The organism is Photobacterium alginatilyticum (genome assembly GCF_009910675.1).
Taxonomy (GTDB): Bacteria; Pseudomonadota; Gammaproteobacteria; order Enterobacterales; family Vibrionaceae; genus Photobacterium; species Photobacterium alginatilyticum.
Genome location: NZ_RSEJ01000014.1, coordinates 61053 through 84079, shown reverse-complemented (window position 1 = coordinate 84079; position 23027 = coordinate 61053). Strand labels below are relative to the sequence as shown.

The 23027-nt window shown below is 49.9% G+C and carries 21 protein-coding genes; 14 read left to right on the top strand and 7 right to left on the bottom strand.

The window, feature by feature from the left end; genetic code table 11:
- Positions 1-21: 21 nt before the first annotated feature.
- The 4 genes from EIZ48_RS14260 to EIZ48_RS14245 form a co-directional block, all read right to left on the bottom strand.
- Entirely contained in the window at positions 22-2865 is a 2844-nt protein-coding gene (locus EIZ48_RS14260) for an SNF2-related protein (protein WP_160652608.1), read from the bottom strand.
- Positions 2865-3059, bottom strand: coding sequence for a ribbon-helix-helix domain-containing protein (locus EIZ48_RS14255; protein ID WP_160652605.1), 195 nt, complete (start codon positions 3057-3059; stop codon positions 2865-2867). The genes EIZ48_RS14260 and EIZ48_RS14255 overlap by 1 nt, the downstream gene beginning before the upstream one ends.
- Before the next feature lie 163 nt (positions 3060-3222).
- Positions 3223-3405 (bottom strand): AlpA family phage regulatory protein, encoded by a 183-nt coding sequence (locus EIZ48_RS14250; RefSeq protein WP_160652602.1) that lies wholly within the window; start codon positions 3403-3405, stop codon positions 3223-3225.
- A gap of 161 nt (positions 3406-3566) precedes the next feature.
- Positions 3567-4004 carry an RNase H family protein gene (locus EIZ48_RS14245; RefSeq protein WP_160652598.1) on the bottom strand — a complete coding sequence of 146 codons (438 nt, stop codon included), beginning with the start codon at positions 4002-4004 and terminating at the stop codon, positions 3567-3569.
- 212 nt (positions 4005-4216) lie between these two features.
- On the opposite strand from EIZ48_RS14245, the gene radC reads away from it, so the two are divergent.
- From radC to EIZ48_RS14220, 5 genes are all read left to right on the top strand, one after another.
- A complete protein-coding gene (gene radC / locus EIZ48_RS14240; RefSeq protein WP_160652596.1) occupies positions 4217-4693 on the top strand; it encodes a RadC family protein in 477 nt (158 codons plus the stop codon).
- Positions 4690-5115: a DUF2787 family protein gene (locus tag EIZ48_RS14235; protein WP_160652593.1), complete on the top strand. Its 426-nt coding sequence runs from the start codon at positions 4690-4692 to the stop codon at positions 5113-5115. Before radC ends, EIZ48_RS14235 begins: the two co-directional genes overlap by 4 nt.
- A 26-nt stretch (positions 5116-5141) precedes the next feature.
- Entirely contained in the window at positions 5142-5570 is a 429-nt protein-coding gene (locus EIZ48_RS14230) for a DUF2787 family protein (protein ID WP_160652590.1), read from the top strand.
- Positions 5571-5781: 211 nt separating this feature from the next.
- A complete protein-coding gene (locus EIZ48_RS14225) occupies positions 5782-6342 on the top strand; it encodes a tyrosine-type recombinase/integrase (protein ID WP_160652587.1) in 561 nt (186 codons plus the stop codon).
- Between the two features lie 101 nt (positions 6343-6443).
- Positions 6444-6944 carry a lecithin retinol acyltransferase family protein gene (locus EIZ48_RS14220; RefSeq protein WP_160652585.1) on the top strand — a complete coding sequence of 167 codons (501 nt, stop codon included), beginning with the start codon at positions 6444-6446 and terminating at the stop codon, positions 6942-6944.
- A 30-nt stretch (positions 6945-6974) separates the two neighbouring features.
- Here EIZ48_RS14220 and EIZ48_RS14215 read toward each other — a convergent pair whose 3' ends face one another.
- Positions 6975-7640: an inovirus Gp2 family protein gene (locus EIZ48_RS14215; protein ID WP_160652582.1), complete on the bottom strand. Its 666-nt coding sequence runs from the start codon at positions 7638-7640 to the stop codon at positions 6975-6977.
- Positions 7641-8067: 427 nt separating this feature from the next.
- Here EIZ48_RS14215 and EIZ48_RS14210 point away from each other — a divergent pair, with 427 nt between their 5' ends.
- The 7 genes from EIZ48_RS14210 to EIZ48_RS14180 all read left to right on the top strand — a co-directional run bounded on the left by EIZ48_RS14210 (position 8068) and on the right by EIZ48_RS14180 (position 17099).
- The gene (locus EIZ48_RS14210; RefSeq protein ID WP_160652579.1) at positions 8068-9051 is read left to right on the top strand and encodes a hypothetical protein; all 984 of its coding nucleotides are present in this window, start codon (positions 8068-8070) and stop codon (positions 9049-9051) included.
- 320 nt (positions 9052-9371) lie between these two features.
- Positions 9372-9998 carry a guanylate kinase gene (gmk, locus tag EIZ48_RS14205; RefSeq protein WP_160652576.1) on the top strand — a complete coding sequence of 209 codons (627 nt, stop codon included), beginning with the start codon at positions 9372-9374 and terminating at the stop codon, positions 9996-9998.
- Positions 9999-10048: 50 nt separating this feature from the next.
- Positions 10049-10324: a DNA-directed RNA polymerase subunit omega gene (gene rpoZ / locus EIZ48_RS14200; protein ID WP_036821454.1), complete on the top strand. Its 276-nt coding sequence runs from the start codon at positions 10049-10051 to the stop codon at positions 10322-10324.
- Between the two features lie 18 nt (positions 10325-10342).
- Complete coding sequence (gene spoT / locus EIZ48_RS14195; RefSeq protein WP_160652573.1) at positions 10343-12445, top strand: bifunctional GTP diphosphokinase/guanosine-3',5'-bis pyrophosphate 3'-pyrophosphohydrolase; 2103 nt, start codon at positions 10343-10345, stop codon at positions 12443-12445.
- Positions 12446-12542: 97 nt separating this feature from the next.
- On the top strand, positions 12543-13250 hold the full coding sequence (gene trmH, locus EIZ48_RS14190) for a tRNA (guanosine(18)-2'-O)-methyltransferase TrmH (RefSeq protein WP_160652571.1): 708 nt from the start codon (positions 12543-12545) through the stop codon (positions 13248-13250).
- 21 nt (positions 13251-13271) lie between these two features.
- A complete protein-coding gene (gene recG / locus EIZ48_RS14185) occupies positions 13272-15353 on the top strand; it encodes an ATP-dependent DNA helicase RecG (RefSeq protein ID WP_160652568.1) in 2082 nt (693 codons plus the stop codon).
- Between the two features lie 375 nt (positions 15354-15728).
- A complete protein-coding gene (locus EIZ48_RS14180; RefSeq protein WP_160652565.1) occupies positions 15729-17099 on the top strand; it encodes a uracil-xanthine permease family protein in 1371 nt (456 codons plus the stop codon).
- Positions 17100-17208: 109 nt separating this feature from the next.
- Here the strand turns inward: EIZ48_RS14180 and envZ are convergent, their stop codons facing one another.
- Positions 17209-18543, bottom strand: coding sequence for a two-component system sensor histidine kinase EnvZ (gene envZ / locus EIZ48_RS14175; protein WP_160652735.1), 1335 nt, complete (start codon positions 18541-18543; stop codon positions 17209-17211).
- 14 nt (positions 18544-18557) lie between these two features.
- The gene (gene ompR / locus EIZ48_RS14170) at positions 18558-19277 is read right to left on the bottom strand and encodes an osmolarity response regulator transcription factor OmpR (protein ID WP_160652562.1); all 720 of its coding nucleotides are present in this window, start codon (positions 19275-19277) and stop codon (positions 18558-18560) included.
- Between the two features lie 424 nt (positions 19278-19701).
- On the opposite strand from ompR, the gene EIZ48_RS14165 reads away from it, so the two are divergent.
- Both EIZ48_RS14165 and EIZ48_RS14160 read left to right on the top strand, forming a co-directional pair.
- Complete coding sequence (locus EIZ48_RS14165; protein WP_160652559.1) at positions 19702-20745, top strand: SGNH/GDSL hydrolase family protein; 1044 nt, start codon at positions 19702-19704, stop codon at positions 20743-20745.
- Complete coding sequence (locus tag EIZ48_RS14160) at positions 20742-22844, top strand: methyl-accepting chemotaxis protein (RefSeq protein ID WP_160652557.1); 2103 nt, start codon at positions 20742-20744, stop codon at positions 22842-22844. Before EIZ48_RS14165 ends, EIZ48_RS14160 begins: the two co-directional genes overlap by 4 nt.
- Positions 22845-23027: the final 183 nt, after the last annotated feature.

The window sequence follows — 23027 nt, the reverse complement described above, 5'->3', positions numbered from 1 at the left end:
TTTGCATTACAAAAGCTGCAATCAAGCAAAGGATTCTGATTCATGTAAGGTCCAACTCGCCTCGAAGATGGTTTCTAGCTTAGTATCCATCGCTAGACGTGTTTCAATCTCTTCAAGTAAACGGTCTTCTTCCTGTTCGATTTTCTTCTTTTCTTCGTGATAGTTGAGCATGACAGTGTCTCGCTCACGTTCTAATCGCTTTAGATCTCTTTTGGCTGCCATTTTCTCTTGCAGCGTTGCCAACTGTCGAGCTGACTTTCGAGCTTGTTTAATTTCTTGGTCTAATTGCTTAACACGGATATCAAGCGCAACTCGCTTGTCTTCTGCCCAGCGCTCCAGCTTCTCGACTTCTTCGCTATAGTAGAGTTCATTGTCGCGTTCAACGATATCCATAAAAGCCTGTAGTTGGCTGGCTTCATCTGCTTCAAAAATGTCAGAGTTCACTATGGTTGGTGAAGTATCACTCGTGACGATAGGCATCTGTAGTAGACGCTCAGCGGTTTCTGGATGTATGCTCTCGCCACAGTCAGTAATCGTAGTTAGCAGAAGCTTTTCTCTCAGTTCTTCACTAGAACCGACACTCACCTTTACCACTCGCAGATTACCTTGTTGGCCAATCAGATTTTTTACATCAACCCATTGCCCTTGATGAGGCGAATACACAAATGGCAGACTTACAGTTGGCAAAGTGACACTTTTTAGCTTGTTAATGAGATTAGCGCCGAGCCCATCACTTAGTCTGAAAAATTGCTGATCTTGGCTATCAGCCTCTTGCCAATTAAGATTGTACCTTTGACCTTGCCAGCTGAAGCCATTCTCATGCTCAGAATATTCGAGTGTGTTAGTCGAGAGTGCCATACGAGCTAGCAGTAATAGCTGCTGCTGGAAGTTGGACAGCTGGCTTACAACCTTCCCTCTTCGTGTATTCAATCGGCTAACAACATCAGCATCAAAATGTTCTAGCAAAGACTTACGAGTGTCATTTACCTTTACTTCAAGCTGGTCTTTAAGCTGCTCTTGCAGTTGGTTAAATTCAGCTTCAATTTGCTCATCACTACGGCAGTATTGGTAAATATCATGGATACGGCGCTCAATATCTACACCTGACTCAATGGAGCCTAGCACTTCATCTGACGCACCAAATACCCCTTCAAAAAGCTGAAATTTTTGGCTAAGCAATTCAAAAACACGCTCATCAGCTCTGTTACCTTTATTAATGAAATTAACCACAACTACATCATGTTTTTGACCGTAACGATGTACGCGTCCTATGCGCTGCTCAACTCGTTGTGGGTTCCACGGTAGGTCGTAATTAACCAGTAATGAACAGAACTGTAGGTTAATACCTTCTGCACCTGCTTCAGTACAGATCATTAACGTCGCATCGTTTCTAAATTTATCGACCAAAGCGGCTTTCATGTCTGCTGTTTTAGAGCCAGACACCCGACTAGAGCCTTGATGTTCAGCTAACCAGTCTTTGTAGATAGCTTTGGACGCAGCATCACTATTGCTACCATTTAGTAAGACAATTTCATCAGCATACCCATTGGCAGCTAGCAGCTCAGCCAGCCACGTCTGGGTTCTGACAGACTCTGTAAAGATTACCGCTTTTCTCGCACCACCTAGTTCAAGGGTTTTACTAAAAGCACGATGTAGCACCCTCATTAATGCTTCAGCTTTTGCATTACCAGTAACACTGCCAGCTAGACTCTTGAATTCTTTTAGTAGTTCTATTTCGGCCTGTAATGCTTTAGGATCGATAAGGTCTTCGTCGTCAATAGCGTCTTCGTCTTGGTAGTCCTCTAAGTTATCGTAGTCTTGCAGAGCTTCCACCAGCGGTTGCTGACGCTCCAATCGCTGTATCATAGTTTCGAGAGTGCCTTGAACAGCATAAGTTGACGAGGCAAGAATCTTGCGAATCACCAAAGTAACTAGGTGTCGTGCTCCTGGCTTGATTGAGAGTAAATCATCTCTTTGAAGGTATTCTGAAACTTCCTGATACAGCTTTTCTTCGTTTGCTGTAGGGCGGAAATCTTCAGTCATCGAGTAGCGACGGGTAAAGCTAATCCCACCTTCTTCCTGAACTTGTCGACGGAGGGTTCGGTTACAAACCCTACTCAACCTATTGCGCAACAGGGCAAGTTCAACTTCTTCTAAGTTTTGCTTGGCATAGCGGGCTTTGAAAGAACCTAAGTCACCGAAGTAATGCGGGTCAATAACAGAGACAAGCCCATACAGTTCTAATATGCTGTTTTGTAGAGGTGTAGCTGATAGTAAAACTTTCTTTCTACCTGCAAGTGCTGTATCGAGTTTACGAGCAGTTTTAGCACCATCTTTTTTATAAATATTGCGTAGCTTATGTGCTTCATCGAGTACAGCTAAATCCCATGGCACTCGCGCAAGTTCAGACTCTTTACGAGCTGCGAATTCATAGGAGCAGATGCAGATAGCAGGTTTACCTGAACAAACTTCTAAATCGAATGGATTGGCATAGCCTTGCCTTAGGGTTTGGTTAAAGCTCTTCGCTTCGATAATAACAGAGGGTAATGAAAATTTTTCCTCCAGTTCCTGGCTCCATTGTTTACGAAGTGTTGCAGGAACAACAAGTAGAAGCTTGCGGCGACGTTCAGCCCATTTTTGAGCTAGCACAAGGCTTGCTTCGATAGTTTTACCAAGACCAACTTCATCCGCCAGAATAACACCACTTGATAAAGGTGATGCGAGTGCAAACAGCGCAGCTTCAACCTGGTGCGGGTTCATATCAACCTTAGCGCTAGCTATCGTCTGAGTCATGGAATCTTCAGCTTTACCAGCGAGTGTTAATGAGTGAGCCAACCACGCTTGTTGATGTGGGGAGTAATTCATTAACTCACTTCTCCATCGGTTCGACCTGTTGAGTTTGATTTGGAGAGTGGTTGAAAGTCATGATTATTTGCCAAAAATTCACCGACGGCTTGTCGAATAACCCAAGAAATTGAAAGTCCGTTTTTTTCAGCAATCTGCTGTAGTGCTTGGTGTTGCTCTTGTGGCAATGAAACTGTTGTTCTGACTGATTTCATTTGTTTCGTTCTCTGCTCATCAAAATGGTGCTATGTGCATCAGTATACATCACATAGCATCACTACCCTATACTGTTAATTAGCTGCATGGCATTCATAATCGATCCTGGAGAAACCTCTTTTAGTTCTAACCATAAACAGATTATGTATTTCTCTAACTGATTTACAGTTCCGCACTCTCCATTTTGCTCATCATCCAATCTTCAATATCAGATTCCAGCCATGCTTTGCGCTTGCCCATCACTGTCACGTTCTTCGGGAAATCACCCGTTTTAATCAGGTTGTAAATGCTGCTACGGCAAAGTGTTGTTTTGTCCATTACTTGTTGTAGTTTAAGAAATTTCATTTTGAAACCTTGTTATGTAGTTCGACTCATAACAAAGGCCGAGGCGTTATTTTTTACTTTCCCTAATCGCTTACTCTGAGGGTAGAGCTAACAATTACTATACCGATCAGCACACAAATATGAATCACTTGCTGGTACTGCCAGCAAGTGATTCATTGTCATTACAACTGACGGTTCGCCACCGCGAGAGCGTATCTATAAGCGGCGTCTTTGCCTGCGGAACAGGCCGCGACTTTTCTCACCTCAACCTGCTTATCTACACTTCGCTCATCCACTAACTCCCAAAGGTCTTGATTAGCTATCGGCTTTTTATTTGCTTTACGCCAATTTCGACGTTTCCAACCACTAAGCCACTCATTAAAGCCTGAAACGCAATAATCACTACTGGAATAAATAATGTCGCCATCTCTGGCATGCTTTAGCCCAAAAGCAAGCGCTGATAACTCTAGGTAATGATGATCTATGATACTGTCAAAGTATCGCCAGTCTTCATCAGCCATACTCCCACTTTCATCGAATATAACCAGCCCTACTCCACCAACTAGACGCCCTCTTCGCTTCTCTACGATGGCTGCTTCCACATAAATTTCTTTGTTCATTTTGATACTCTCCAGAGCCTAAAAAGCCCATGCATTCTTTGATTCGGATTGATTGTTAATAACTTGCTTTACAGCGATTTCTACATAACAACGGCAAGAGAGTTATTTTTTACCTGTCTCTGGAAATTCTCTCCCTTCATGCCCCGATTCAAAACTCTCTCAGATATATTTCATCAGTACGCATAACCAAACAGATGATCCAAGGAGCTCTTATGCGTGACTCTAACAACAAACACGATTACCCATTCAAAACTTCAGAGTTAAATGAACTGTTAGAACGTGCAGCCGAAGCACTGGCTACGAAATACAAACGAGAAGGCACCTTCACTAACCCCACCAATGTTAAAGACTACTTAAAGCTCAAGTTAGGAGCTCACGACCGTGAAGTGTTTGCTGTGATGTTTCTTGATAACCAACATCAATTAATCGGATTTGAAGAGTTGTTCTTTGGCACCATCGATGCCGCCTCTATCTATCCACGCGAGGTGGTCAAGGCAGCGCTAAACCACAACGCCGCTGCGGTAGTTTTTGCTCACAACCACCCTTCAGGTATTGCAGAGCCCTCTCAAGCTGATAGGCGAATTACACAGCGGCTAGTGGATGCACTAAAGCTGGTCGATATCCGAGTATTAGACCACATCGTTGTGGGTGAGGATTGTGTTTCATTTGCAGAAAAGGGGTGGGTATGAATAAGTTTTCTATTTCTGGGCTAAATGATGAACTCGTTAGTCCCATGCATTGTTTTCTTGAAGCACTAATGTCTGAAAACGTAATCCCGAATACAGTCGAGCGGGTAGCGTTAAACATACGGTCTAAAGATATGAATAGTCGCTTTCAACCAATCGAAATTCAATTAGAGCGAGCATCAAGCAAAACACCTTGGCAACTTCGCTTTATTGCCACCTTTGATGTGATGGTTACTGGTACGCCACAAAAAGAGTTATCGCTGTATTTCAACTTCGCAGGTTGTTGGTTCTATCACCCAGAGATTAAACAGTGCAGCTTACAACGGCCAGAAGTACAAACCTTACTTGCTAGCTGGCTTAAAGCCATCACACACACTCTCATCACGCAACCTGCAATCTCAATCAACATCACATCCGTTCGTTAATCCTAACTTACTTCAAAGAGGTCCCTATGAATCAAGCTGCTAACCTGGCTATGTTCGCGTGCAAGCGCGCTAAGCCTTCACATCAACTCACCGAGTTAATCAAACGCTCTATCGATGATGTTAATTATCGAGGCAAGGTAACAATCAATTATCGAGACACCAGTTATTACTCTGAAGACGGCGGCTTTCACCCTGTCTTTATTACGGTGGATGTCAAAGACAGCCATACTGCTATTAGTGAGATCACTGACCTTGTTTATGTGGGAGACGGTACACCGGAGCTCGTTCCAGACTTGGCTTTTGATTTTGCTAACAGCGTCGCTTTCGCTCGTTTCAGCGGGTGGCTTGGTATGTACCTCCAAGAAACAACCGAGCTGTATGAAATGTGGGAGTGTAACTTTCTGGCTTATTTAGAAATGAATGCCTACGACCAAATTGAGGTTGAGTACAGTTAAGCATCACAGGTAGCAATCATATCCACTGACCACCCCGCTCAAATTCATGTCACAAACATTCAACACAACCACCAGCACAGAGCTAAAACGAGGCTGCTTCCCATATTGTTAAAACGGGAAGCTTCCATCCCTTACTGTATAAGGGTTCCTTAATATCGTCTGCTCTGTGCTTCCTAAAACATCTTTCTACAGACAAAAAAGGAAGCAGATTATGGCTGAGGTCCAAGCAATCAAAGACGATGACACCATACGCATGGTTGGTCATCTATTGAGTATTCGTTGTAATCCACAGATGGCCGATGTGTGGCATATCGGATTAAACCTAGCACTGCGGATTTCTGATTTGTTATCGATTCGCTTTGAAGACATTCATGATGACCGGCTCATTATCCGTGAAAGCAAAACGGGCAAGCTAGCAAACATTCAGCTAAATACGATAGCCCAGCAGCATATTGCCAGATTGAGAGAAAAGCATCCCGACCACATCTACTTATTTCAATCACACCGATGTCAACAACTGAAAAACAAACCACCACAGCCAATCACGCGACGCGCCGTGTCGATGGCTTTTCAGCAAGTAGGCCAAGAGCTGAATATCGCTTTAGGTACTCACTCGATGCGAAAGACGCGAGGCTACTTTCTCTACCAGTCCACCAAAGATATAGGCCGTGTTATGAAAATGCTTCGTCACACGTCTGAAGGCGTCACCCTTCGCTATATCGGTATTACGCAAGACGAAGTTGATAAAGACTTTGTTTCTCTTGAGCTTTAAGCCAGTTCAATTACTAAGGGGGCGGGACCATCAAACCCTTATAAACATTAGGCTCAGAGCCTTTTTTAGTTTCGTAAATATCACACTTTAGAGCAAATAACATGAACCCATATAACGCAATAGGAAGCTTTCTAGTAAGCAACTTATCGAAAAGTTTAATTCAAAATTTATTCTGGAAAACTAACAGCCCAGTAAGAGGTAGTATTGTGTATTGCGATCTCGCGTTTGGAACGGCTGAACATTCAGGTGTCTACGTGGGAAATGGTCGTATCATCCATCGTAATGGCACTGGTCTTATCGAAGCCGTATCGATTCATCAGTTCCTAGCTGATACCACAGCGATTTCCATTTACGTGAGTTGTAATGCTCACGGCCATTCCATTGGTAGTGAGTTTACCGCTCAAATTGCAGAAGCCATGCTTGGTGTGCAAACAGACTATTCCCTGCTAAATGAAAACTGCCATCAGTTTTGTAGTTACTGTCTAAGCGGTGACATCTTCTCAAGCACCTTCACATTGGCTCAGCTTAAACGTGACGCTCGTGCGCACATTCAAGCGAGTCAGTGGCGCGTATGGGACTTAAGACATCGTCACAAAGGATAAGGGGATTCGCTCCCCTTTATTTTTTATCCCTTAGCGAGCTTGCCGAGTGCTACAGCCAAAGCAACGGTGTCCCTCTCCATAATGCTTAGTTCTCTTCTTAGCCAGATAGCTTATCCGATAAAATAAATCATGGTACTGCTGTGAAAACTGCTCACTGTTTTCATTTAGGTAATATCCATGATTTGGAGGAAAATGCACTAAACGAAAACTATCTTCAACTTCACAACCAAGAGCACTGGCCCACGATTCGATAATCAGTGATGCTAAGCTCCCTTCATGCTTATAGTTACCAGCTTGATAGAACCTGTCCTTATTGAAAAATAAGACAAGATGGTAGTGTTCATTTATTGATGTATCGCGTTCTTTTGCCCATATATGCCTCATGATACAAGGATATACCCTTTTCCCATCTCTACGCTTTCTTCGCTCTTGAGCTTTAATCTTTGCGTTCAACGATTCCGTAAATCGTTTCATCAAATTTGTTCGATTTCTGTTGTAGCTAACAATTTCATCTCGACTTAGACAGTCGAAGAAACCATCAACGTTCGGCAATCTAAGATCGACTCTAATTGCATAAGTTCGAGGATGTTCTGATAGTGAAGATTCCATCGTCGACATAAGCCGATCGAGATAGCGAGGGTTGTGGTCTTCGATTGATCCCTGGATAAGTAATCCATGGTAAGTATCATCTTTCATGAGTGATTCCTGTGTTGTTTGTTCACAGGTATCTCTACTCATATTATTTTTTACAGATTTATCTCTCTAACCTACTAGGGTAGGTATAGATACTTCTAGAAGAGCTATTACGTATATTAATCATACCGTCACATTTACGACCCCGTAACCTTGTCACCTCCCCGTTGAATCAAGATATCTTCGAGATAACATGGCATTCATTGCACTCCGAAATTATCGATTTCATCCTTTTGAATGAGTAAAAATAGGCCCTATCCACCTAAAACCCAAGCAACACCATATCTATTAGATTAATTTCATCACTGATTAATTACTGTGTAATCACCATCAAAACAACAGTTTAACACTGGAAACTTTTAACAAGTTACGTTAAAAATAGTAGGTAAATGTTTGGCATTCTGGAATTTATCTACGAGGAAGGTTGTTAATGGGTGGTTCAAAAGTGTTACATGCTCACTCTTGGCGAGAAGCAATTTACTATGCAGAAGAGCTCGAAGAACTCCTCGATATCGAAAGGGGCTTAATTGAAGAAAGCGAAACAATTGATGATGCAAACCACGCCCTAAACAATGAAATAGGACGTATAGAAAGTGGTTCAAAGAAACAAGAATTGATCAATGAGCTCATAACGAATTTCAACAATACGCATCAATTAGCAGATGAGGAACTTTCATACCTCAAAAATAGTTACAGGGCCTGTGGGTTCTGCATCGCATTATTAATGTGCCATGCAAACAATAGAGAGCTATTTGGCAACTCAAACAGAGAAAATAGAGAGAAATACAACTTCACCCCTCTTGATCACAACACTCGCAACTTGCCATCTTCTGATTCTTTTCTCAGAACTCCCTTCAATATCAAAGTGATAATGCCTCGTAAAAAAACGAAGTCATTAACAGGACAAAAATCACGCTATCGCTTAATTAGAAAAGCTTTCTTTGAGAGTAATATTGACCTTAAGGGGCAGGAATACCTAATCGATTTAATCAATGATTTGTGGCACAAATGCTACTCCTCAAGCAATCATAAAAAACTTGTGAACTGGTTTGACCGAAAGAACAAAGATCAAATTGAGTCATGCATTGATTACCTAAACAACAACCTACGCCGGTTTTGCTTACCTTGGAAACCTATTGACTTAGATGAAAGCTATCATGCGCTGATAGCATACTTTGATTATCAACTACTAATGCATCCAGCGGAAACCGAATTAACCATTCGAAAGATGAAAGCTGCATGGAATCAGAAGAAATTCAGAGAAAAGACTAACGGTAAAAGACCTTACAGCGTTTCTATGACTGACAGAACCAAAGAAAGGCTTTCCTGGCTCGTACAACAAGAAGACAGTAACATCAGCCAGGTTATCAAAGAACTAATTGACAAGCGTTATGATCAATTGAAAAACCTTTAGCGGTGGGTAATTCGGTGGTTGAAAAACAAAACAACAAGAAAATTCACCGCTATGTGATTGATTATTAGTGAAAAATTAAAAACAAACAACATTCAGATCCAGAACATCGAGTAATCAACACGTTTGCAAACAAAAGAGGCAGCGCAACCGCTGCCTTTTTTGATCGCTTTATACAGGCAGACATCAGCGCAAAACCCATCTAGGCTTAAGATTACGGCCATAACGTTTGAAAAAGATGATTTTTCAGGCAACCAGATAATTTCAATTGTGCCCAGATCATGATAATCTGCGCGCCCTTCTATCACTGAGTGAAACAGGCAATGAGCAAAGGTACTCTATACATCGTGTCGGCACCAAGTGGCGCTGGTAAATCAAGCTTGATTAACGCCCTTCTTGAAACAAACCCGACCTATGACATGAAAGTATCCGTATCCCACACCACACGCGGTATGCGCCCGGGTGAGGAACACGGCGTTCATTACAATTTCATTAGTGTCGAAGAGTTTACTGAGCTGGCAGAGCAAGGTGCATTCCTTGAACATGCCGAAGTCTTTGGCAACTACTACGGTACCTCCCGTCCCTGGATTGAAGAGCAGCTTAATAAAGGTATCGATGTCTTTCTGGATATCGATTGGCAGGGTGCGCGTCAGATTCGCAAGCAAATGCCACAAGCCAAGAGCCTGTTTATTCTGCCTCCATCAAAAGAGGAGCTGGAGCGTCGCCTGAACGCCCGCGGTCAGGACAGCGATGCCATTATTGCCCGTCGTATGCAGGAAGCACGTTCAGAAATCTCCCACTATGACGAGTACGATTATGTTATCGTCAATGATGATTTCGACGTTGCACTGATGGACTTTAAGGCCATTATTCGTGCAGAACGATTGAAGCAAGACAAACAAGCTGCTAAATATAACAGCATGCTCAATGCCCTACTGGCAGAACAGTAACAATTTTTGTACAATTTCCCATCTTTTATATATAACCACTGGAGTCCTCCATGGCACGCGTAACCGTTCAAGACGCTGTTGATAAAATTGGCAACCGTTTCGATCTGATCCAAATTGCTTCACGCCGCGCTCGTCAGATGCAAACTGGCGGTAAGGATCCACTGGTTCCGGAAGAAAACGATAAGTATACAGTGATCGCGCTTCGTGAAATCGAAGAAGGCCTGATCACTAAAGATATCCTGGATGCTCGCGAGCGTCAGGAACTTCAAGAGCAAGAAGCAGCAGAGCTAGCAGCCGTTAGCGCTATTGCAGGCGACCACCGTTAATTCAGGGAACCGGGCGAATTGTATCTTTTTGATAGCCTGAAAGAAGTCGCAATCGAATACCTGCCTGAGTCTCAAATTGAGGCGCTCAGGCAGGCGTATCTCGTTGCGCGAGATGCCCACGAAGGGCAGACCCGCTCAAGCGGCGAACCATATATCATCCACCCGATTGCCGTCGCCCGCATCCTGGCGGAAATGCGCCTCGACTACGAGACGCTGATGGCAGCCCTCCTCCACGACGTTATCGAAGATACCGAGGTCACCAAAGACGATCTCGACAGCCGTTTCGGCTCAACGGTAGCCGAGCTGGTCGACGGGGTATCGAAGCTGGATAAACTGAAGTTCCGCGATCGCAAAGAAGCGCAAGCCGAGAACTTCCGTAAAATGATCATGGCCATGGCCCATGACATCCGCGTTATTCTGATCAAGCTCGCAGACCGCACGCACAATATGCGAACCCTCGGCGCCTTGCGTCCGGACAAACGCCGTCGTATTGCCCGCGAAACACTGGAGATCTTCTCTCCGCTGGCCCACCGCCTGGGTATCCACAACATCAAGACCGAGCTCGAAGAGCTGGGCTTTGAAGCGCTGTATCCGAACCGCTACCGGGTACTGAAGGAAGTGGTGGCAGCTGCCCGCGGCAATCGCAAAGAAATGATTAACAAAATCCACGCTGAAATCGAGGGACGTCTCGACGATGCGGGGATCGAAGGCAAGGTACTGGGCCGCGAAAAGAACCTGTACTCCATCTATAACAAGATGAAGAACAAGGAGCAGCGCTTCCACTCGATCATGGACATCTACGCCTTCCGCGTACTGGTCACAGATCTGGATACCTGTTACCGCGTGCTTGGCCAGGTCCATAACCTGTACAAGCCCCGTCCGAGCCGGATGAAAGACTATATCGCCATTCCGAAAGCCAATGGCTACCAGTCGCTACATACCTCGCTGGTCGGCCCGCACGGGGTGCCGGTCGAAGTCCAGATCCGTACCGATGATATGGATCAGATGGCTGACAAAGGGGTGGCTGCCCACTGGACCTACAAAGATGGTGAAAGTAGCGGCACGACAGCGCAGGTCAAGGCCCAGCGCTGGATGCAGAGCCTGCTGGAACTGCAGCAAAGTGCCGGTAGCTCGTTCGAGTTCATCGAGAACGTCAAATCAGACCTGTTCCCGGATGAACTGTACGTCTTCACGCCAAAAGGCCGGATTGTCGAGCTGCCTGTCGGGGCGACGGCGGTCGATTTTGCCTATGCTGTCCATACCGATGTCGGCAATGCCTGTGTCGGTGCTCGTGTGGAGCGACAACCTTACCCGCTGAGCAAGCCGCTGAAAAACGGCCAGACCATTGACATTATCAGTGCACCGGGCGCACGTCCGAATGCAGCCTGGCTCAATTATGTCGTGACCTCGCGCGCGCGGACAAAAATCCGCCAGGTCCTCAAGACCATGCGCCGCGAGGAATCCATCACCCTGGGACGCCGTCTGCTCAACCATGCACTGGGCGAGCTGAGCATCGACCAGATAGATCCGGATAACCTGCATCAGGTACTGACTGATTTGCGCCTCGAGACCATTGACGACCTGCTGGCCGCAATTGGTCTTGGAGAGCTGATGAGCGTGGTGATTGCCCGTCGTCTGCTTGGCAATGTCGATGAGCTGACCGTCAAGGAAACCACCCATCGCCTGCCGATCCAGGGGGCGGACGGTATCCTGCTGACCTTTGCCAACTGCTGTCATCCAATCCATGGCGATCCGATCATGGCCCATGTCAGCCCGGGCAAAGGCCTGGTGATCCACCGGGAAGAGTGCGCCAATATCCGTGGCTACCAGAAAGAGCCGGACAAATACATGCCGGTCGAGTGGAGCGAGGACTTCGAGCAGGAGTTCGTCACCAACCTGAAGGTTGATATGCAGAACCATCAGGGGGCGCTGGCCGATCTGACCAATACCATCGCGGCAACCGGCTCCAATATCCAGGGCCTGGCAACCGAAGAAAAAGATGGCCGACTCTATACCATCACGGTACGCCTGACGACCAAGGGGCGAATTCATCTGGCCAATATCATGCGCCGTATCCGGGTCATGCCGAATGTGGTTCGCGTATCACGCCAGAAGAACTGATGGCCCAAAGAACAGCTGGTTAGCCCAGCTTTTCCTATACTGAACATAAACGCCCGTTTTCGGGCGTTTTCTTTATTAAAGAACGACAAAGAACACTATGACTCCCGATCGTTTTCAACGTATTCAGTCTGTCCTGGCAACCCGCCAGCCGGATCTGACGGTATGCATGGAAGAAGTGCATAAACCCAACAACGTCTCCGCCATTATCCGTACCGCCGATGCCGTGGGCGTACATAAAGTCCATGCCGTGTGGCCAAAGGAAGGTATGCGCGTACTGAGCCACACCTCGGCAGGTGCCCGCAACTGGGTCGAACTCGAAACCCATGACAACATGGTCAATGCCGTCAGTACACTGAAAGAGCAAGGCATGCAGGTGCTGGCAACCAACCTGTCGGATACCGCGATTGACTTTCGTGAGGTGGATTACACCAAACCTACCGCCATCATCCTCGGCGGCGAGAAAAATGGGATCACGGCTGAAGCCCTCGCCCTTGCTGATCAGGACATCATCATTCCGATGGTCGGTATGGTACAGTCACTGAATGTCTCGGTGGCCAGCGCCCTGATCCTGTATGAGGCCCAGCGCCAGCGCCAGAATGCCGGTATGTACGATCTGGAGAAAACCCAACTGCCTGATGAAGTCGTTCACCGGATCCTGTTCGAGCGTGGCCATCCGGTACTGGCTAAAGTCGCCCGCCGCAAAGGGCTAGCGTACCCGCCACTCGACGAGCAGGGACAAATTGCCGCTGATGACCAGTGGTGGAGCATCATGCAGGCCACCGAACCAAAGAAAAAAGCCAAATAACAGCCACAATCGGGATAAGTGATGAGCGGAAAACTACTTGATACCATAGCCCTGACCGAACTGTCCGGTGTTGGTGCCAAAATGGCAGAAAAGCTGGAAAAAATAGGCCTGAACACCGTCCAGGATCTGCTTTTTCACCTGCCGCTCCGTTATGAAGACCGAACCCGGATTTGGCCGATAGCCAGTGCCATGCCAGGCCAGTACCTGACTATTCAGGGCGAAGTGCTAAACAGCAATATCAGCTTTGGCAAACGGCGGATGCTGACGGTAAAAATCAGCGACAGCAGCGGCTCGGCGACCCTGCGCTTTTTCAACTTCAATGCGGCGATGAAAAACAGCCTCAGTGAAGGCAAGCAGGTCAAAGCCTACGGCGAGTTAAAGCGCGGTAAATTCGGGTTGGAAATCATCCACCCGGATTACAAGGTCTTCTCCGAACCGACCGAGCTCAGCGTCGAGGAAACCCTCACCCCGGTCTACCCGACTACCGACGGCCTGCGCCAGCTAACCCTGCGTAACCTGACCGATCAGGCCCTCCGCCTGCTCGACAAGGCCGCCGTCAGCGAGCTATTACCTGATGGCTTGTACGATCGCCAGATGACGCTGGCCCAGGCACTGCACGTCATGCACCGTCCGACCCCGGACGTCTCCCTCGATCAGCTAGAGGAAGGCAGGCATCCGGCCCAGCACCGGTTGATCCTCGAAGAGCTGCTGGCACAAAACCTGTCGATGCTGGCGGTGCGCAGCAAAAGCCAGCAGCACGAAGCCTGGCCGCTAACCGCCTCCGATAGCTTGAAAACCCGGCTTCTTGATAGCCTGCCATTCAGCCCGACCGGGGCCCAACAAAGGGTTGTTGCCGATATCGAGACGGATCTGGCCAAACCGCACCCGATGATGAGGCTGGTACAGGGCGATGTCGGATCGGGCAAGACGCTGGTGGCGGCATTGGCAGCGCTGCGCGCCATTGAACACGGCTATCAGGTTGCCCTTATGGCCCCGACCGAACTGCTGGCCGAGCAGCACGCAATCAACTTTGCCAACTGGCTCAACCCGATGGATATCGAGGTCGGCTGGCTGGCCGGCAAGCTCAAGGGCAAGGCAAGGGATACCGAACTGGCCCGCATCGAAAGCGGTGAAGCCAAAATGGTAGTCGGCACCCACGCCCTGTTTCAGGAGCAGGTGGTATTTAACAACCTCGCGCTGGTAATTATCGATGAACAGCACAGATTCGGTGTCCACCAGCGCCTGGAGCTGCGCGAGAAAGGGGCCAATGAGGGTCGCTACCCGCACCAGTTGATCATGACCGCGACCCCGATTCCCCGTACCCTGGCCATGACCGCCTATGCCGATCTCGAAACCTCGGTGATTGACGAGCTGCCGCCGGGCCGGACCCCGATCCAGACCGTCGCCCTGCCCGATTCGCGCCGGGCAGAAATTATCGAACGCATCCGCTCGGCCTGCCTCAACGAAGGCCGGCAGGCCTACTGGGTCTGTACCCTGATTGATGAGTCCGAGGTGCTAGAGGCACAGGCCGCTTCCGACACCGCCGACGAGCTCACCGCGCAGCTTCCCGAACTCAATATCGGGCTCGTACATGGCCGGATGAAACCGGCTGAAAAACAAGAAATCATGAAGCGCTTCAAGGACGGCGAGCTGCACCTGCTGGTTGCCACCACCGTCATAGAGGTCGGGGTAGACGTGCCCAACGCCAGCCTGATGATCATCGAAAACCCTGAGCGGCTCGGTCTGGCGCAGCTCCACCAGCTGCGAGGACGGGTCGGCCGGGGCAGTGTTGCCAGCCATTGTGTCCTGCTCTATCACGCCCCGCTGTCAAAGACCGCCCAGAAACGCCTCGGCGTTCTGCGAGAAAGCAGCGACGGTTTCGTGATTGCCCAGCGCGATCTGGAAATTCGCGGGCCCGGAGAGCTGCTAGGTACCAAGCAGACCGGTATCGCCGAATTCAAAATTGCCGATCTGGTTCGTGACCAACATCTGATCCCCCAGGTGCAGAAGCTGGCCCGCTATGTCCACGACCGCTACCCGGACAACGCCAAGGCCATCATTGATCGCTGGCTGGGACAACGCGAGAACTACTCAAACGCCTAACCAATACGGCAATTCAGCCAGAGAAGGTAAAAAAACACCTTTCTGGCTGATAGCAATCGCTTGGCTGATACTATAATTCCGTAGTGTGATCTTGGCAGCCCAGGATAAATAACACCTCTGGCACATTTCTTACGTTTTCATCCTTCCGCTGTGTATTTCCGATGCAAGCAAAAATAATCTTAAACAAAGCACGCAAACGTTTGCTATTTACAGAAAGATAATTAAAATAGCGCACAAATTTCACCCACTTTCACTTCGCCCGGTGTCAGCTTGGATCTGAGTAACAGCAATCACAGATATAACCAGCTTTCACAACGCCGTGCCCATTCAGCGCATCGCAAAGGGATACCGAAGTAAGTCCAAGGAAAAACGGCCATGACCCGCCAGCATAGCGACATCGAAACACCACGTAATTCTGATCTGATCTACCGTCTGGAAGACAGGCCGCCACTGCCACAAACCCTGTTTGCCGCCACCCAGCACTTGCTAGCCATGTTTGTTGCCGTGATCACCCCGTCGCTGATCATCTGTCAGGCTCTGGGCGTACCGGCCAGCGATACCAATACCATCGTCAGCATGTCCCTGTTTGCCTCAGGGCTGGCTTCGTTCATCCAGATCCGTACCTTTGGTCCTGTCGGCTCCGGTCTGCTGTCGATTCAGGGTACCAGTTTCAACTTCCTTGGCCCGATTATTGGTGCCGGCCTGGCGCTCAAAGCCGGCGGAGCCGATATCCCAACCATGATGGCCGCCATTTTCGGTACTATCCTGGTTGCCTCGCTGACTGAGGTCTTTATCTCCCGGGTTCTTCAGCATGCCCAGCGCGTGATCACCCCGCTGGTCTCCGGTATCGTGGTGACTCTGATTGGCCTGACCCTGATCCAGATTGGCCTGACGTCAATGGGCGGTGGCTACGCCGCAATTGAAAACGGCAGCTTCGGTAGCCTCGACAACCTGATGCTGGCCGGCACTGTTCTGGGATTGATCGTACTGCTCAACCGGGTCAAGAACCCATATCTGCGTGTTTCATCGATTGTTATCGCGATGGCTGCCGGCACCGTGCTGGCATGGCTGACCGGCATGATCGATACCTCGCGCGCCGCCGATACCGACCTGATAGCCATCCCGCTGCCGATGCAATACGGCTTGGGGTTTGACTGGTCGCTGCTGATCCCGCTTGTAATCGTCTTTGCCATCACGTCACTAGAAGCCATCGGCGATATTACCGCCACCTCGGAAACCTCCGAGCAACCTGTAGCCGGACCGGTCTACATGAAACGCATTAAAGGCGGGGTACTTGCCGACGGTATCAACTCGGCACTGGCCTCGGTATTAAACAGTTTCCCGAATTCGACCTTCAGCCAGAACAACGGCATCATCCAGCTGACCGGTGTCGCCAGCCGCTATATCGGTTACTTCGTTGCCGGTATGCTGGTACTGCTCGGGCTGTTCCCGGGCGTCGCCAATCTGGTTCAGCTGATCCCTGAACCCGTGCTGGGCGGCGCAACCATCGTGATGTTCGGTACCATTGCCGCCTCAGGGGTCCGCATTATTTCCCGCTGCGAGCTCGACCGCCGCGCCATTCTGATCATGGCCCTGTCTTTCTCGATGGGCCTGGGCATTGCCCAGAAACCGGAAATTCTCCAGTTCATGCCGGAATGGGTGAAAAGCATCTTGTCTTCGGGGATGGCGGCAGGCGGTATCACGGCCATCGTTCTGAATCTGGTACTACCGGAAGAGAAAAAATAATCAAAGAAAGTGTCGCTAACGACATAAGCTATACGCACATAAAAAGCGAGAGCCTCTTGGCTCTCGCTTTGGTTTTGACGTTTGCTCTTTCAGGATAAAGCCGGTTTAGCTATTTTTTGCTCACCACCAGCGGCAGGCTAACCTGTACTTTCAGGCCACCGGCACTGCGGTTGGTCACCATGATTGTCCCTTCATGCTGGTCGATGATCCGCTGCACGATAGCCAGACCCAATCCGGTCCCCTCGGCTTCACTGCCTCGGGCAGAATCCCCCCGGGTCAGGGGCTGAAACATCTTGGCAACCTGATCCGGTTCAATCCCGGGACCGTCATCCTCGACACAGAACCAGGCCATTTTGCGATCAGCGGTCACCCCACTGGAAAGCTTGACCCATCCGTTGCCGTAGCGGATCGCATTGACAACCAGGTTGGCCATCGAGCGTTTGATCGCCACGCCATTGGCACGCACGATACCGGGAATATCACCCTGCTCGAGTTCAATCTCGCGCTCATAACCCCCTTCGGCCTCGGCCACTTCCTGCAGCAGGAGATTCAAATCAAGATCTTCCTCTTCCAGCTGCTTGGTCGACTTCAGGTAATCCATAAACTGGCTGATGATCTCGTTACACTCCTCGGTATCCTTAATCATACTCTCGGCCAGATAGCCGTCTTCCGGCGACATCATTTCTGTCGCCAGACGGATCCGGGTCAGCGGGGTGCGCAAGTCATGGCTGACCCCGGCCAGCAACAGTGCCCGGTCATCTTCCAGTTGCTTGATCCCCTCGGACATCCGGTTAAACGACTTGGTCACCGCACGGATTTCCGATGCCCCTCTTTCCGGCAGGTGTGGCGGCGTTTCACCACGGGCCACCTGAAGCGCCGCCTGCTCCAGCGCAACCAATGGCCGGTTCTGGATCCGGATAAAGAGCCAGCCACCGGCAATCACCATAAACGCAATGATCAGGCTGTAGTGAAACAGGGGCGAGAAATCGTCTTCCTGCAACTCCGACAATGGGATCCGCATAAAGTAGCCTGGCATCGCATCGCACCGCATCCACAACACATAGCTGTCGGCGCCCAGCACCAGCCGTACCTCGGTAGGCGCACCGAGCTCACGGGTCATCTCTTCGCTGAGGTACTCGATTCGGGTTGCCTGCTCATACTCGCTGAGATCAGGGCTGTCCTCGAGGTGCAGTGTTACCCCGAGCTGCTCGAGCAACTGACGACGGACAGGGGGATCGAGATGGAAGGTCTTGCCGTCGGCCAACTCGACATCCTCGCGCAGCATCAGCCGCACTTCATAGGCCAGAATACGGTTGAACTGCTGCAAGCTGGGCAACAGCGCATAATTCAGGACTGCCAGATAGGAAAAAATCTGGCTGGCAATCAGCAAGCCAGCCAGAAGAATAAGTGTACGGGTAAATGTACTGCGCGGTGACATCCGCATCATGGTTGCCTCACTTAGGCCTCGCTACCGTCAGGAACGAATACGTACCCTAGCCCCCACACTGTCTGGATATAGCGTGGACGGCTCGGATCTTCCTCTACCATCCGGCGCAAACGGGAAATCTGTACATCAATCGAGCGCTCCATCGCCGAGTACTCACGGCCGCGGGCCATGTTCATCAGCTTGTCGCGGGACATCGGCTCCCGGGCATTGGTAACCAGCGCCTTGAGCACGGCAAACTCACCGGATGTCAGTGGCATCGACTCTTCGCCACGGAACATCTCACGGGTGCCCAGGTTTAGGCGAAAATCACCGAACTCAATGATTTTACTGTCGACACTCGGCGCACCGGGTGCTTCTATGGTCTGACGACGCAGCACAGCACGGATCCGGGCCAGCAATTCACGCGGGTTAAACGGTTTCGGCAGATAGTCATCAGCCCCCACCTCAAGCCCGACAATACGGTCAACTTCATCGCCTTTGGCGGTCAGCATCAGGACAGGCAACATATTGTTGGCATTACGCAACCGGCGACAAATAGACAGGCCGTCTTCACCCGGCAGCATCAAATCAAGCACCATCAGGTGGAAAGTTTCACGGGATAACAAGCGATCCATCTGTTCACCGTTGGCCACGCTACGAACCTGGAAACCCTGCTCCGACAGATAACGCTCCAACAGTGCGCGTAGGCGCATGTCATCATCAACAACCAGAATCTTGTAATTTTCCTGCATATCTCACCTTACCTGCATCGACAATAGTATCGAAATCTATTCATATCTTACTCGACAACAGCTGATAGACGCTGAACAGTGCTGCTAAATCATACCTCAAATTGTTACAGAGTATGTCGTGTGTTCACCATCCCGTCGGAAAGGTGCGAATTCGATCTAATTTCCACCGTCAATTACGTCTCTTAGCCCATAACGAGTCAAAGTTAACTCATAAGTCAGGAATATCCCTCCCTGTCCATTGATAAATTTGATAACAGGAACGCTTTCCATATAATCCGAGCAAATCAACTATTTGCACTGAGCAAATACGAACAGATAAAACATGCAGTACAACTGTTTTTATCTGCATCCGGGTGAAAAATATGCCCGTGCGACATAGCGACAATACTTCCTCCACGACGTCAAACAAACAGATAAGTACGATATGAACAAATTTACATTCCCTGCTCTTCTTGCCCTTTTTCCTCTTAGCCTGCACGCCGCGGACTTTAATGCGATCTCAAACTTCGGCGACAGCCTGTCCGATATGGGTAACAAGCACCTTATCACTGTCGATATGAACCAGGCGACCTCCGGCAATATTGGTATCCGGGCATTGGAACCCAACGTCAACGGCCGATTCAGCAACGGACCGGTCTGGACCGAATACCTGGCGACCTTTCTCGATATGCCAGCCCCGACACGCGCCCACGGCCGTATTGAAAGCACCCTGGCATTAACCGGCCCGGACGGTGAGCAAGTCAGCTACCACTATCAGGATCAGCCGCTGGCCGGAACCAACTGGGCAACCGGTGGAGCCATGTCCGGACCGGGCCGCTTCCTCGATATTGATGCCGCCAACGGCTTCACCGCCAACTCCGGCCTCGATGTGCTGTCAAACAGCGGCCTGCAAATTCAGCAACGTATTCACAACAAGGGGCAGTTCAGCGGCAGCGAGCTGGTAAGCTATATGAGTGGTACCAACAATTTATGGTTCACCCTGTTTGGCGATCTCGGCCAGAGCGGTGACAAGGCCGCCGCCCTTGCCCTGAAAGATATCGAATCCCTGATTGACGCAGGGGCCACACAAATCCTCGCGGCAAACATTCCAAACTTTGTCGATGCGCCATGGTTTGCCGGCCAGCAAGACAAAGTCACCCAGTTTATCGGCCAGCACAACCAGGCACTCAAAGCCGGTCTGGAACAACTGGCATCAAGCCATCCGGACATCGAGATTTTCCACTTCGACGCCTTTGCAGCGTTTGACAAGGTGATCAACGAAGTAAAGCAAAACGGCCAGTACCATGATGCCGATCTGGCTGTCACCATCACCGATGTCACCGGTGAAGCCTTCAGCTATGCTACCGGCAAAGTCATTGCCAAACCGAACAACAACCTGTACTGGGACGGCCTGCACCCGACCACAGCAATGCATAAAGTTATCGCCAAGGATGCCGCCAACCTCGTCAAAGCCGGAATAGCATTATGATTTCACTCAAGTCTATACGACATCAAATCATAATCGGCGCTGCCAGCTGCCTGTTTTTCTCACTCGTCGCGGTGCTTCTGGTCGGACTGAAATACTCCGGCCAGCTAGAGGACATGGTACACAGCAAAACCTATAACTTTGCTGACAGTACGCTGACCGAGCTGCTGGAAGAAACCAGCAAGTTTCACTCCGAGCAGATCCAAAACCAGCTCTCGGTAGCGATGAACTCGGCAGAAGCCATGGCCAGTGTCGTCTCGGGGATGGCTGGCTCGACTGACAAGCCAAGCAGACTGAGCCGCGAAGACCTCTCGCTGATGGTCCGTGATCTGCTGGCCGGTAACCAGAAGTTCCTGGGGGCCTATATCGCCTTCGAGCCCGACGCATGGGATGGCAAAGATTCGACCTATGAGTCCATCGACGGCAAGGGCCAGTTCAACGTCTACTGGACTCGCGGCAACGATAACCAGCTCAAGCCCTCGGCAGTAGATTCCGATCGCTTTTATATCCAGGACCAGACCAAAACAGGTACCCGCGTCAGCGAATGGTATCTCTGCCCGCTGGAAACCGGGCGCAGCTGTCTGATCGACCCCTGGGCCTATGATGTACAGGGCAAGCAGGTGCTGATGGCCAATCTGGTCACCCCAATCAAGGCCAACGGCCGTACTATCGGTATGCTCGGCATCGATTTGTCGGTCAACTTTATCAACGAGCTGGCACTCAAGCTCCAGCGCGATAAATTCGGTCCGAACTCCCATGTCAGCATTATCACCTACCGCGGGGTGGTCGCCGGAGACACCAACCCGGTCTCCCCGCTCGGTGAGGTGCTGTCTGACTGGAGCCAGCGCAAAGCCCAGTTCCAGGCCGGTAAGCAAGTCTGGAACTCGACAGAGGAATTCTCCAGCCTGGTGACACCAATCCGGGTCGGCAATACCGATACACCGTGGATGCTGTGGATCTCGGTCCCCAAGGCCGAGCTGCTAGCGGATATCAATGCCCTGCAACGCGAGCTGAACAGCTCGTTCGGCGACTTCCTCAACAGCCAGCTGATTGCAGGCGTGGTGATCTCCCTCTTTGCCCTTGCTGTGCTCTATCTGATGGCCAAGCGGATTTCCACACCAATTCAGCAAGTGGTGGATATCGTCCGCCAGCTCGGTCAGGCCGGCGGCGATCTGACCTATCGCCTGGATGTCACCAGAAAAGACGAAACCGGTTTGCTGATGCACGGGCTTAACACCCTCATGGCCTCATTGCAGGGGATGATCCGCGATATTGCCGGCTCGGTAGAAAATCTGAAGTTGTCTGCCAATCGCTCGGCCGGTATCGCCGAAACCTCGCACCAGGGCGTGCAGCAACAACGCCAGGAGCTGGAACAAGTCGCTACCGCCATCAATGAGATGGCCTGTACTGCCAGCGAGGTCGCTAACAATGTGGCCAATACCGCCAGCTCAGTAGAAGAAGCCAACCAGGCGATTACACGCTGTAGCGACGTGGTCAATGACAGTGCCAACATGATCAGCCAGCTCGGAGAGGAGATGGAGCGCTCCACGGAGACCATTGTTGAGCTGGAGACCCAGAGCCACCAGATCAGCAGCATTCTCGAGGTCATTCGCAGCATTTCCGATCAGACCAACTTGCTGGCGTTAAATGCCGCAATAGAAGCCGCACGTGCCGGCGAGCACGGTCGTGGGTTTGCCGTTGTTGCCGATGAAGTACGCCAGTTGGCTTCCAAGACCCAGAACTCGACGGAAGAAATCCAGCAGATGATCGACCGCTTCCAAAGCCAGATACAACTGACAGTTGAAGCTATTTCCAACGGCCAGACCTACAGTCGCAACAGCATCGAAAGCAGTAAAACTGCCGTCATGGAGCTTGAGGCGCTGATGGCAACCACCTCAACCATGCAGGAGATGGTCTGTCAGATTGCAACCGCGGCCGAGGAGCAGCATCAGGTTACGGAAGATATCAACCGCAATATCAGTACGATCACAGATATCACCGGCAAGGCTGCCCAGAGTGCAGAAACTTCCAGCCATGAGGCAAAGGGAATGCTGACGCAAACCAGCGACGTGGAAGATAAGCTAAACAAATTTAAATACTAACGTTTATCTGGTCGATTGTTACCCTACCAACCAAAGGCGAGAGGATTTCAATATCTCTCGCCTTTTCTTTTCTCTTTTCTTCTTTCTTTTCCAGCTTATTCGCCTTTTCCCGCCAGCAGCCGAAACATGATGAAACAGCAGCAATTCAAGCGCGAAGATTGACCTCACCGTCAAAGCGTTAGA

What these genes read in the sequence shown, in the direction of transcription:
- EIZ48_RS14255 (WP_160652605.1), bottom strand. Translation starts at nt 3,059, where the DNA reads ATGAAATCAGTCAGAACAACAGTTTCATTGCCACAAGAGCAACACCAA.
- EIZ48_RS14215 (WP_160652582.1), bottom strand. Translation starts at nt 7,640, where the DNA reads ATGAAAGATGATACTTACCATGGATTACTTATCCAGGGATCAATCGAA.
- EIZ48_RS14230 (WP_160652590.1), top strand. Translation starts at nt 5,142, where the DNA reads ATGAATCAAGCTGCTAACCTGGCTATGTTCGCGTGCAAGCGCGCTAAG.
- EIZ48_RS14180 (WP_160652565.1), top strand. Translation starts at nt 15,729, where the DNA reads ATGACCCGCCAGCATAGCGACATCGAAACACCACGTAATTCTGATCTG.
- ompR (WP_160652562.1), bottom strand. Translation starts at nt 19,277, where the DNA reads ATGCAGGAAAATTACAAGATTCTGGTTGTTGATGATGACATGCGCCTA.
- EIZ48_RS14245 (WP_160652598.1), bottom strand. Translation starts at nt 4,004, where the DNA reads ATGAACAAAGAAATTTATGTGGAAGCAGCCATCGTAGAGAAGCGAAGA.
- trmH (WP_160652571.1), top strand. Translation starts at nt 12,543, where the DNA reads ATGACTCCCGATCGTTTTCAACGTATTCAGTCTGTCCTGGCAACCCGC.
- EIZ48_RS14210 (WP_160652579.1), top strand. Translation starts at nt 8,068, where the DNA reads ATGGGTGGTTCAAAAGTGTTACATGCTCACTCTTGGCGAGAAGCAATT.
- EIZ48_RS14235 (WP_160652593.1), top strand. Translation starts at nt 4,690, where the DNA reads ATGAATAAGTTTTCTATTTCTGGGCTAAATGATGAACTCGTTAGTCCC.
- recG (WP_160652568.1), top strand. Translation starts at nt 13,272, where the DNA reads ATGAGCGGAAAACTACTTGATACCATAGCCCTGACCGAACTGTCCGGT.
- EIZ48_RS14250 (WP_160652602.1), bottom strand. Translation starts at nt 3,405, where the DNA reads ATGAAATTTCTTAAACTACAACAAGTAATGGACAAAACAACACTTTGC.
- envZ (WP_160652735.1), bottom strand. Translation starts at nt 18,543, where the DNA reads ATGCGGATGTCACCGCGCAGTACATTTACCCGTACACTTATTCTTCTG.
- rpoZ (WP_036821454.1), top strand. Translation starts at nt 10,049, where the DNA reads ATGGCACGCGTAACCGTTCAAGACGCTGTTGATAAAATTGGCAACCGT.
- EIZ48_RS14220 (WP_160652585.1), top strand. Translation starts at nt 6,444, where the DNA reads ATGAACCCATATAACGCAATAGGAAGCTTTCTAGTAAGCAACTTATCG.
- EIZ48_RS14225 (WP_160652587.1), top strand. Translation starts at nt 5,782, where the DNA reads ATGGCTGAGGTCCAAGCAATCAAAGACGATGACACCATACGCATGGTT.
- EIZ48_RS14260 (WP_160652608.1), bottom strand. Translation starts at nt 2,865, where the DNA reads ATGAATTACTCCCCACATCAACAAGCGTGGTTGGCTCACTCATTAACA.
- radC (WP_160652596.1), top strand. Translation starts at nt 4,217, where the DNA reads ATGCGTGACTCTAACAACAAACACGATTACCCATTCAAAACTTCAGAG.
- EIZ48_RS14160 (WP_160652557.1), top strand. Translation starts at nt 20,742, where the DNA reads ATGATTTCACTCAAGTCTATACGACATCAAATCATAATCGGCGCTGCC.
- gmk (WP_160652576.1), top strand. Translation starts at nt 9,372, where the DNA reads ATGAGCAAAGGTACTCTATACATCGTGTCGGCACCAAGTGGCGCTGGT.
- EIZ48_RS14165 (WP_160652559.1), top strand. Translation starts at nt 19,702, where the DNA reads ATGAACAAATTTACATTCCCTGCTCTTCTTGCCCTTTTTCCTCTTAGC.